We start from the raw sequence: 11,158 nt of genomic DNA, 5'->3' as shown, positions 1-11,158 counted from the left end.
CATTCTTTAAAAGGAGTTTTACATGGGCATCCGCATTACTGGTACTGGCTTGTTTCATCCTGAAAATGTCATTACCAACGAAGAGTTAGTTGAAAGTTTAAATGCTTATGTGGAACAGTATAACCTAGAAAATGCTGAAAAAATTGCTGCAGGTGAACTAGAGCCCCGCCGTGGTTCAAGTGCTGAATTTGTTGAAAAGGCATCAGGCGTCAAGCGTCGTTATGTGTCTGAAAAAACTGGTATTCTTGACCCGAAACGTTTGCGTCCACATTTGCAGGAACGTGCTGATGACCAGCTGTCGTTACAGGCAGAGTGGGGCGTAATTGCTGCCAAGCAGGCGATGGAAAATGCTGGTGTTACACCTGAAGATATTGATGTCGTGATTCTGGCATGTTCAAACATGCAGCGCGCTTACCCGGCAGTTGCTATTGAAATTCAGACTGCTCTGGGAATTCAGGGGTATGCCTATGACATGAACGTGGCATGCTCTGCAGCGACCTTTGGCCTGAAACAGGCTCATGATGCCATTAAGACAGGCGCGCGTCGTGTATTGCTGGTCAATGTTGAAATTACATCTGCGCATTCTGATTTCCGTTCACGTGACAGTCACTTTATTTTTGGTGATGTAGCGACTGCTTCTATTATTGAAAATACAGACAGCAAATCTGGCTTTGAAATTCTGGACACACAACTGTTTACTCAATTTTCCAACAATATTCGTAATAATTTTGGTTTTTTAAATACTAGTGAAAATGCCAATATTGATGACAAGCGTTTCCGTCAGGATGGCCGCAAAGTATTTAAGGAAGTATGTCCGCTGGTCGCAAAAATGATTACTGCTCAACTTGAGAAAAACAGTATTCAGCCTAATGAAGTAAAACGCTTCTGGTTACATCAGGCCAATGCCAGCATGAATGAATTAATCTTGAAGCTGGTAGTAGGCAAAGAAGCAGCCCAGCCAGGGCTTGTTCCAATTATTCTGGATGAATTTGCCAATACTTCTTCTGCCGGGGTCATTATTGCCATGCACCGCACAGCACACGAAGTAAACGATGGTGAATATGGAATTCTGTGCTCGTTTGGTGCAGGTTATTCTGTAGGCTGTATTCTGGTACAAAAGCACGTAGTATAAAAATATCTTGTTAAACTCTTAAGAAGGGTACAGTTTAGGCTGTGCCCTTTTTATTGCATTTGTATAGTGAGTAAAAGGGTAGCTTTAACCCGGCTCAAAGTGCAATCTGATGTTCTTTTAGACATTGTCTTAATACGCTAAATGCTACAAGCATGTCTTTCTCCTTTACACAGGCGAAGCCCAGTAGCAGTCCGGCTTGTGAGCGGGTTGCATCCGAATAATAGCGTGATAAAGGTCTTACTTTGACACCACGCGAAAGGGCCATTCTGGCAATTGCAACGTCATCACTATGCTCTGGCAGCTTGAGGACCAGGTGTAACCCTGCTGCATGACTAAATTCATGAATAAACTCTGTGCCCAGATAGCGCTCAATCAGTTCAATTAGAAATGCACGGCGTTTACCATACAAAATTCGCATCCGACGGATATGAGCGGCATAATGACCTTCTTGAATAAATTCAGCCAGTGCCCGCTGTGTAAGTAAATGCCCGCCCCGATAAAGCTCGGCAGCTACCGTTTTCAGTGATTCGACCAGACTTTTAGGAATGACCATATAACCGATCCGTAAAGCCGGGTAAATCGTTTTACTGAACGTTCCCATATAAATGACGGGCGTATTTTCTTCCAGTCCCTGCAAGGAGGGAAAAGGCTGGCCGGAAAAGCGAAATTCACTGTCGTAGTCATCTTCAATTATCCAGCTGCCGTGATAACGGGCCAGGTCTAACAGTTGTCGGCGTCTGGATACGCTCAAGTGCGAACCAAGCGGATACTGATGTGAGGGAGTAACAAAGATCAGTTTAGGAACGGAAGACGTATGATCAGGAATAAGACCTTCATGATCAACGGGTACCGGATTAATACACAGTCCATTGATCCGTAAAATATTACGCGCACCCCAGTATCCCGGATCTTCAATCCAGACCTGATCACCGGCATCGCATAAAGAGCGTGAAACCAGATCTACTGCCTGATGAATACCTTCAGTAATTAGAATCTGGTCAGCCTCACAGCGTACAGAGCGCGCAACCCGCAAATAATCTGCTAATGCCTGTTTAAGTTCAAGACAGCCCCCGTCATTGCTATAGATGAGCCGTGAAATTTCCGGCTGGCGGCTTAAACGGTTCAGAATCCGACCAAACTCGGCGTGTGGAAATTCGGTAACGTCTGGTGCGCCTGGCACAAAAGCACCCCACTGATAGGGGGATGCGGCTGCACTTTCAAGAAATGCAGTACCACGCTTAGACAGATGCTTTAACTGTTGCTGGTTGGGCTGTTCTGCCAGATGTTCATGTCCCGGTACCGTCAGATAGCTCTCCGGCAGGTTTTCAGCGACCCAGCTGCCACGTCCCGTATGTGCCTGAATATAACCTTGTGCCTGTAAATGCTCATAGGCATTCAAGATAGTATTACGTGAAACCTTGAGTTCATGAGCCAGATCACGCGAAGCCGGTAGCCGTGTTTTAGGCGGTAAAATACCTTCTGTGATGGCATCACGTAAACAGCAGAATACCCGGTGATATAGAGCTCCCTCGGTCTGTTTCTGTAAGCGCTGTAACAGATGGTCTCCTAACAAGCTAAGCAATTGGCTCTCTCCGGTTTATTAAAAATGGCTCTCGTTTCTGGCCCCATAAAGCATGAAATTATAAAACCTTATGGATGGGCCAGCAGGTTCAACCCTGGAGCTGAACATATACTCAGGCTTAATTTACTGAAATTCAAGGGTCTTAAAACAAGCAGGATTGATCAGAAGATGAATCTGAACCCGTTAAAAAGCATAACAGGAAATTAGAAACCTAAGTCATCAAGGACTATAATTTATAAGGAATTCATCATGTCAGAAGAGACCATACAAGGCGCAGTACCTTTTACCGTTGCAGAGTGCAAAGAAGCGCCTGTCAAATCTTTAAGTTTTCTGGAAGGCGTTGCAATGATTGTCGGCACCAATATTGGTGCAGGTATTCTTTCTATAGCCTATGCAGCGCGTAAGGCAGGTTTTATGCCCTTGCTATTCTGGTTAATTGTCGCTGGTATTTTGACCACCATTACCATGCTATATGTTGCCGAGTCAACATTAAGAACCCGGGCACATCTGCAACTAAGCGGCCTGTCCGAGCGTTATGTAGGTGCTTTAGGCTCATGGATTATTTTCGCAGCGGTTTGTGTTAATTCAATGGGTGCATTAATCGCCTATATGAGTGGTAGTGGTGAGCTGCTGAATTCGCTGACCGGCCTGCCAAGGTCACTCGGCAGTCTTATTTTCTTTATTCCCGCGGCAGGAATATTATGGCTCGGATTAAAAGCGATTGGCCGTAGTGAAAAAGTAATCTGTATATGCATGGTTGCTATGCTGGCAATTTTATTCGGTGCGACATTGCTCAATGAAAAAACCCAGTTTGTAAATCTGATGCAGGGCAACTGGATCTATATGATTCCAGTATTTAATGTCGTGGTGTTCTGTTTTTCTGCCCAATATATCGTGCCAGAAATGGCACGTGGTTTTAGTGATAAGCCTGAGCAGCTGCCAAAAGCTATTATTACCGGTATGGTAATTACATTTATTCTGCTGGCTGCGGTACCGATGTCCGTGATTGCTCTTAGTGGTCTGGATAACATTACCCAGGTAGCAACTTTAAGCTGGGGCAAGGTACTGGGTAATTGGGCCTTTTTCTCTGCTAACCTGTTTGCCTTGTTTGCAATGCTGACTTCGTACTGGGGGCTAGGTGGCAGTCTGGTTACAAATATCGGTGATCGTTTTAAACTGGCAATTCATACCGATATGAAAAAGCGTCTTCTGGTCATGGCCATTGTAACTCTTCCACCATTTTTGCTGGCTTATAGCGGTATGGTCTCTTTCGTTAATGCTCTTTATATCGCGGGAACATTTAGCGGTGTAGTCCTGTCTATCATGCCCATGCTTATTTTAAAAGGTGCGCGTGCGCGTGGAGATATTCAACCTTCATGGACATGCAGCTCTGCCATTACTCACCCGGGCATTAAAATTCTGATTATTCTTATCTATTTTGCCAGTGCTGTTTATGCTATTGCTGCATTATTCAAATTATTGCCAGCTGGCTGGTAATTTTTATTGTTTCTAAACCTTAACTGCTCATTTATGAAACCGGTAAAGCGATTTGCTTTACCGGTTTTTAATGATTTTAAGCTGGAGAAAACTATTTATATTTCTTAAATAAAATATTAAAAAGACACCATTTTACCTGGATTCATTAAAGCTCCCACACCATAAGCACTTTTTGCAATTGGAATCACAACAGGGGCCAGAGTGCGCGCAAACAGGATGTTGGCATGATCAATCTGGGTGAGCATTTTAAAATCACTAGATTGACCAATAAAATCTGCTGCAATGGCTTTACCAATACGCACAGTCTGCGCAACACCGTGGCCACTCCAGCCATGCACGGCATAAATTGGAAACTTACTCCCGAACTTACGGCTGTCTACAGCACCATTGACTGTCAAATCAGTGGTACCACTCCAGACAAAATCGATTTCAACCTGCTTGAGCTGTGGGAAAACTGTATGAATACGATTTTTTAAATAGTTCAAGGTCTTCTCTGGTGACCAGCAGCTACCTGTACCTTGTCCGCCAAACAACAACCGGTTCTGTGTGACCGGGCGATAATAGTCAATCTGAAATTGGGTGTCGTAAACCGGATGCTCCTCAGGCAGAAGCTCATGAATATCAAGCTCAAGCGGAGCAGTGGTACTAACGTAAGTATAGAAGGGAAGCGTCGTCTGTTTTTTCTGTGGAAGCAACTTAAATGATGCATGATGTACAGCCATCACTACACTTTTACGTGCCTTGACTGTACCAGTTGCTGTTCTGACATAAACGCCGTCTTCGGCTTCTTCAATTGCAATTACTTCAGTCTGTTCATACACGATACCCCCATTTTTGCAGAAGGCATAAATCAGGCCACGGTTTAGAGCAAGTGGATGAATCTGGCCGCCTAACTCATCAATCAGCCCGCCGGTATAATAGTCTGATTTAATGTATTCACCTAATTCGTGTTTACCTACAATACGTGTATGGTCTTCACCCAGATATTTACGGGCATCTGCGCCTTGGGTAAGACCAACCAGATGACCTTGATGAACCGCAGCAGTAATGTGTCCCCGTTTTCGCTGAAAATCCAGACCGTATTTTTCAGAGATTTCATCAATTAACCGCATCGCCTCTGTAGAAGTAAAATGCCAGAGTTTTTTTGCATCTTCATAGCCAAAATGTTCTGCCATTTCACCTGCTTCCCAGCGGGCCAGACCAGGTGTCAACTGGCCACCATTACGCCCCGAAGCGGCACTACCAACACGATTTTTCTCAAGTATAACAGTTTCGACCCCCTGTTCAGCCAGATGTAATGCAGTAGAGGCGCCTAGCAGGCCTGAACCAATGACAACCACATCACATTCACAATCAGTTTGCAGGGCATTAAATTCATGCCAGTCTGCCAGAGAACTTTCATAGTAATTTGCCGGATGGTCAGCCTGTAGATGACGGGGATTAACCCAGTTCCATTCTTTACCTGCCTGTTGAGTGGTTGACTGCTTAAAAACAACATCATTTAATATTATAGGTTTAGATATATTTAACATGGCTTTTGACCTCAATGAATTAATAAACATTGCTGATAGCAATATTCTGCTTTTTAAATTTTTTGTAAAAGAAAACGGAGATACCGGCCAATAACCAGATACAACCAAATATCAAGGAAGAATGATCCAGATTGAACCAGAGGCACAAGATGGCACAGACCGAAATAAATGGTAAAACCAGGTTGAGGAACTTATTTCTGAGTCCTCTGCGTTGCTGTTTTTTAATATAAAATTGCATAAATACTGAAAAATTCACCGCAGTAAAGGCGACCAGAGCACCAAAACTGATCAGGCTAACGACTTGGGCGAGATCCAGAAAAGCTGCACTCATTGAAATGAGGCCGACAAATAATACCGAAAAAAGTGGCGTACCGAGTTTAAAGTGAACTGCACCAAAGAATTTACGCGGGAAAATACCATCTCTGCCCATGATATGCAAAAGCCGCGAGGCACTGGCATGGGTAGCAAGGCCGGAAGCAAAGGTATTCATAATCTGCCCACACAGGAAAACCGACTGAAAAAAGGCTCCACCTACATAAAGCACAATTTCTGGCAGGGCTTCACTCGGATTATTGAAACGGACATTGCTGGGAAAATAAAGCTGGATAAACCAAGATGCACTAATAAAGATCAAACCGCCAATAAGGGTGGTCATCAGTACCGCACGTGGGATATTCCGCTTCGGGTCTTTGGTTTCAGCAGATAATGTCGTGACTGCATCAAAACCTAAGAATGAAAAACATAAAATTGATGCGCCAGCGATAAGTGGTAAAAGCTCATGATCTCCATTCCATAAGGGCGTAAGAGTCAGAACATGCTCATAACCTTGAGAAGAGCCTATACCCTGAATTACCAGATAAACAAATATAACCATGAGAATAATAGGCGCAAAAACAAAAGCCAGACTTAAGTTGGCTAATATGTTGATACGAAAACAATTCACCAGCGTGACAGCACTTGCAGAAATCATGACCCAAGCCCAATAAGGAACATCTGGAATCAGGGCAGTGAGGTAAATGGAAGCGAGTAACACATTAATGAGCGGAAGCAGGAGATAATCCAGCAGCGCGCACCAGCCAACAAAAAAGCCGTATTGTGGACCACAGCTTTCAGCAGTATAGGTATATGCTGAACCTGCTTTTTCAGATTCACGACTAAAACGCGCATAACTCCATGCAGTTAGCACCATTGCAATTAATGCCAGTATATAAGCTAAAGGTACGTGTCCATCGGTAACACCCGAAACAATGCCAAAGGTATCAAATACCGTCATCGGAGTCATGTAGGCAATACCAATAATAATGACTTGCCAGAGGGTCAGTTTTTTTAAATTTACAGTAGTTTTTTCCATATTATAAAAGCCCTTATATTTCTGTTTGCTACCCTGCAATTTTTAAGCCAGTCACTGATATGTTGCTGATATAAATAAAATAAGCATAAAGAATATGTGCCCAAACTTTTAAGCTCAGGTTCTTGTAATTTATAAGGTGGCTTGGCTTCTAATCAGAGGCTCAATTTAAAGCCTTTACCTATAACTGGTTTAAAGCTATAAAACCAGTAGCTGCAAGGGCTGGGATGACCGCACAATTGTACTAGCCATAGGCGTATGTCTCACCAGAGTGCCCGTGCGAAAACCTTTTGTGTTGGAGGTAATTACACGGGCTGTATCATTAATAATCACAGCAGCCTGCTTGATTTTGCGAAGGCTAGGCAGAAAAACTTTTTCAAGTGAAGAGACCAGTAAGTCAATAGCAATTACCCCTACAAACTGGCTTTGTACCATTACGGGATAGGCTGTGGTAATCGTGTAGGCACCGTTACAGATATAGTCGACATAAGGCCCTTGAATATAGGGCTGCTTGCTGCATGCTGGCTGTTGAAACCAGTCAAAGGACCGGAAATCGAGAAAACGCTGGGCATTCTGGTAGTTTTCAAGTTTAGCCTGTTGCAGTTCATCACCTTTTTTAAACCACCATTCCAGTGTCCAGTAATCTTTTTCTTCCTGGTTTTCGGGAGTATATCCTGCAAAACCAATCCCATGGGTATAAGTCGATTTTTCTAATGCAGCCTTAATTTCATATTGTAAAGCTTGACGCTCCTCAGTCGACAGTTTAATACCGCGGCCCGGATCTATTATACGTCGAGATAAAATATGGCTGGTCTGCTGAGCCAATTGCTGTGCAGTTGAAGTGGTCTCACTTATAACCTGCTCGAGTAACATCTGGAGCTGTTCTACATATAATTCTGTTTTCATTCCTTTATATCCTTGTCCCTGTTATTTCACTGTCTGGATAGGAACATGCAACGTTCCGGTATATCTATTCTTGTTATGCGATGGACAGTTTGTACTCGAGCATCTGGTCAGTCAGCATCGAGATAATTTTTTTGGTGTGCAGTGCTGCCTGAGCTTCATCTGCCTGATCTAGCAATGGCAATAATTGTTGATACTGCTCAACTACATCTGTATGAAAGTCTGTATCCTGATAAAGTATCGCAACCAGAGGGGCCCACTCTGCCTGAATAGAAAGCTCCTGATTGGCTAGTCTTGAAGACTGTGCAAACGAAGCTAGAGTTAACAGACAGCGCATATCGGTTTGTGCGCGGGTATCCGGTTGTGTAGCCTGTGCAAACAGATTGATCAGTTCCCTCATTTTTGAAAGATCTTGTGTTGTCGTGCGCTGGGCAGCCAGATATACACTATGGCCAAGAATGGCGCTATGGTATTCGCCCAGATCTGCCAGATAATCACTGCTGGCCTGCCGCAAGGGATGCTGCTCTAGCAACAGATCAGGAGAAATTTCACAGATAAAACTTCCACCGTTACGTCCACGTCGCGTATCAATCAGGCCTTTTACTCTCAAGGTGTTTAATGCTTCACGAACCGTAATGGGTGATACCCCCATGAGGCGGGCCAAATCGGCCTCATTTGGAAGCTGTTCATTACTTTTGAGCAGACCGGAAATGATTGCATTTTCTAGCCGTCCTACCACCTGTTCCGAGCGCGTGGCCTGCTCGATAGGCGCAAATATAATGGTGTGTGCTGTCATGGCTAACTCTCTTTAAAGCCAGGCATAAAATACCCGGCTCAGGAAGCGGCTAATCTTTAAAATACGCCATAGCGATGTACAGCCTGGTCATCTTGGGGAACTGGAGCAATTGCATCCCAGAGTTCAACGATTTTACCGTCTTCTACACGCCATAATTCAAAATAGGCATGACGTGTACCTGCAATACTTCCTTCAGAGTGGGTCAAGACAAACTGGCCATCGGCAATGGTGCGATGAATTTTCGAGTATAGCAAACCTTGACCTTCGTTACGGATTTTGTTGAGGAAATCGATCACTGCCATAGTACCGTCGCCAATATCAGGACTATGCTGCTGAAATAATTCGCCGTTAGCATAATCTCTGAAGCCTTCATAATCACCTTCGATCAGCGTACGGGTAAAAAATTCTTGTACCAGTGACCGGTTATATTCTTCCTGACCAGTCTTTGCTACCTCAGTGGGCCCGTCAAGCTGGGTACGGCCACTAAGATTGGCTGCTGCTTCAGGGACTAATCCGTCCCAGTGTTCTACAATTTTGCCATCTTTAACCCGGTAAATATCAAAACCGACCAGTGGCTGTTCATCTAGCCCTTCAAAGCGTCCATGAATAGCGACCAGATCGCCATCGGCCAAGATGCGAACAGCTTCATGTTTAAGATTTGGACAGTCTTGTACCAGTTGACGCAAACCAGAAAGCCCATCTGCGACCAGAGGCGAGTGTTCAATAAAGTCTGCCGAGAAGTAACGTTCAAGCGCACTGGTGTCATGCAGGCTGAACAGTTCATGATGCGCAGTTCCGACCAGTGCTTTAATTTCCTGTTGATTCATGTTTAGCTCCAGCCTGACTAGTCGTTTGAACTCATTACGTGCTTGATACGGGTATATTCTTCAAAACCGTAACCTGACAGGTCTTTACCATAACCTGATTTTTTGAAGCCGCCGTGTGGCATTTCAGCAGTCAGCGGAATATGCGTGTTGACCCATACTGTACCAAAATCAAGTTCGCGGCTGAGACGTGTAGCACGCCCGTGATCCCTGGTCCATACACTTGAAGCCAAGCCGTATTCAACATCATTGGCTTTATAAATGGCATCCGTTTCATCACTAAATTTTTGTACGGTAATCACTGGACCAAAAATTTCATTTTGAATTGCTTCATCCTGCTGTTGCAGACCAGTAATCACTGTAGGTTCAAAATAATAGCCTGGACGGTCAGCATGACGACCACCAGTTTCAATTTGGGCATGTGAGGGCAGACGTTCAATAAAGCCTGTCACATGTTTAAGCTGGTTGGCATTATTGAGTGGGCCATATAAGGCATTTTCATCATCTGGTTCACCGAACCGAGTGTTCTTTGCAGCAGCCACCAGTTTCTGCACAAATTCATCATGTACGGCTTCAGATACAATTACTCGGGTTGCGGCGGTACAGTCTTGCCCAGCATTAAAAAAGCCGGTCATGGCTATCATCTCAGCCGCTTTGTCGAGGTCGGCATCTTCAAAAACTAGAACCGGAGCCTTACCTCCAAGTTCCAGGTGAGCCTTGGCAAGATTGGCCGCAGCAGAGGCTGCCACCTGTAAGCCGGCACGCACTGAACCGGTAATCGATACTAAGGCTGGAACTTTATGTGAAACCACCTTAGAGCCTACATCTGCCTTGCCTAACACCACGTTAAAAGCGCCTTTTGGAAAGAATGGTGCTGCAATTTCTGCCAGCAGTAAAGTGCTTTCCGGTGTGGTATCGCTAGGTTTAAGCACAACGGTATTGCCTGCAGCCAGTGCAGGTGCAATTTTCCAGACAGCCATCATGAGTGGATAGTTCCAGGGTGTTACCTGACCGACTACACCTACTGGCTCACGGCGGATACTGGACGTTAAGCCTTCCAGATATTCAGATGTTGCTGTCCCTTCCAGTAAACGTGCTGCGCCTGCAAAAAAGCGGATCTGGTCCGCACATATTGCTACTTCTTCAGAGGCGATCAAATGCTTAAGCTGACCAGTATTACGGCTCTGTGCTTCGATCAGACGATCTGCATTGGTTTCAATAGCATCGGCCAGGCTCAGTAAAGCTTTCTGGCGTGCAGAGGGCGTAGTCCGTCCCCAGGTTTTAAATGCTTCTTTAGCAGCAGCATAAGCTGCATCTACCTCTGCTTCAGTTGCATTAGGCGACTGTGCATATACTTCTCCAGTTACCGGACTGATCAGATCAAAATAATTACTATTTTGCGGTTCAGAATATTCACTATTAATGAAATGTTTTAGTTTTACAGTCGTCATTTTTTACTCTTCCTTGGTTATAAAATATTACATATAAAACTATATGTATTATGTTTTATTTAAACTGTCAAATTATTTTTTTAAAAAGAAATA

The 11,158-nt window shown here is 44.3% G+C and carries 9 protein-coding genes; 2 read left to right on the top strand and 7 right to left on the bottom strand.

The window, feature by feature from the left end; genetic code table 11:
• Positions 1-22 precede the first annotated feature (22 nt).
• Positions 23-1,132, top strand: coding sequence for a beta-ketoacyl-ACP synthase III (locus AC0VYT_RS08805; RefSeq protein ID WP_005019614.1), 1,110 nt, complete (start codon positions 23-25; stop codon positions 1,130-1,132).
• 94 nt (positions 1,133-1,226) lie between these two features.
• Here the strand turns inward: AC0VYT_RS08805 and pdxR are convergent, their stop codons facing one another.
• Positions 1,227-2,714 carry a MocR-like pyridoxine biosynthesis transcription factor PdxR gene (pdxR, locus tag AC0VYT_RS08800; protein WP_005019616.1) on the bottom strand — a complete coding sequence of 496 codons (1,488 nt, stop codon included), beginning with the start codon at positions 2,712-2,714 and terminating at the stop codon, positions 1,227-1,229.
• Positions 2,715-2,963: 249 nt separating this feature from the next.
• On the opposite strand from pdxR, the gene AC0VYT_RS08795 reads away from it, so the two are divergent.
• Positions 2,964-4,211 (top strand): aromatic amino acid transport family protein, encoded by a 1,248-nt coding sequence (locus tag AC0VYT_RS08795; RefSeq protein ID WP_005019617.1) that lies wholly within the window; start codon positions 2,964-2,966, stop codon positions 4,209-4,211.
• 116 nt (positions 4,212-4,327) lie between these two features.
• Here the strand turns inward: AC0VYT_RS08795 and AC0VYT_RS08790 are convergent, their stop codons facing one another.
• From AC0VYT_RS08790 to AC0VYT_RS08765, 6 genes are all read right to left on the bottom strand, one after another.
• Entirely contained in the window at positions 4,328-5,743 is a 1,416-nt protein-coding gene (locus tag AC0VYT_RS08790) for an NAD(P)/FAD-dependent oxidoreductase (protein ID WP_005019620.1), read from the bottom strand.
• 19 nt (positions 5,744-5,762) lie between these two features.
• A complete protein-coding gene (locus tag AC0VYT_RS08785; protein ID WP_005019621.1) occupies positions 5,763-7,094 on the bottom strand; it encodes an APC family permease in 1,332 nt (443 codons plus the stop codon).
• A 195-nt stretch (positions 7,095-7,289) separates the two neighbouring features.
• Positions 7,290-7,997, bottom strand: a complete 708-nt coding sequence (locus AC0VYT_RS08780) for a cache domain-containing protein (protein ID WP_005019624.1) — start codon at positions 7,995-7,997, stop codon at positions 7,290-7,292.
• A gap of 73 nt (positions 7,998-8,070) precedes the next feature.
• Positions 8,071-8,790 (bottom strand): FadR/GntR family transcriptional regulator, encoded by a 720-nt coding sequence (locus tag AC0VYT_RS08775; RefSeq protein WP_005019626.1) that lies wholly within the window; start codon positions 8,788-8,790, stop codon positions 8,071-8,073.
• Positions 8,791-8,846: 56 nt separating this feature from the next.
• Positions 8,847-9,617 (bottom strand): nuclear transport factor 2 family protein, encoded by a 771-nt coding sequence (locus AC0VYT_RS08770; protein WP_005019627.1) that lies wholly within the window; start codon positions 9,615-9,617, stop codon positions 8,847-8,849.
• Positions 9,618-9,634: 17 nt separating this feature from the next.
• Positions 9,635-11,065, bottom strand: a complete 1,431-nt coding sequence (locus AC0VYT_RS08765; protein ID WP_005019629.1) for a gamma-aminobutyraldehyde dehydrogenase — start codon at positions 11,063-11,065, stop codon at positions 9,635-9,637.
• Positions 11,066-11,158: the final 93 nt, after the last annotated feature.

The organism is Acinetobacter sp. QJM3NY_42 (genome assembly GCF_056173745.1).
Note: the sequence above shows the minus strand (reverse complement) of the source record. Positions and strands in the feature narration are given on the sequence as shown.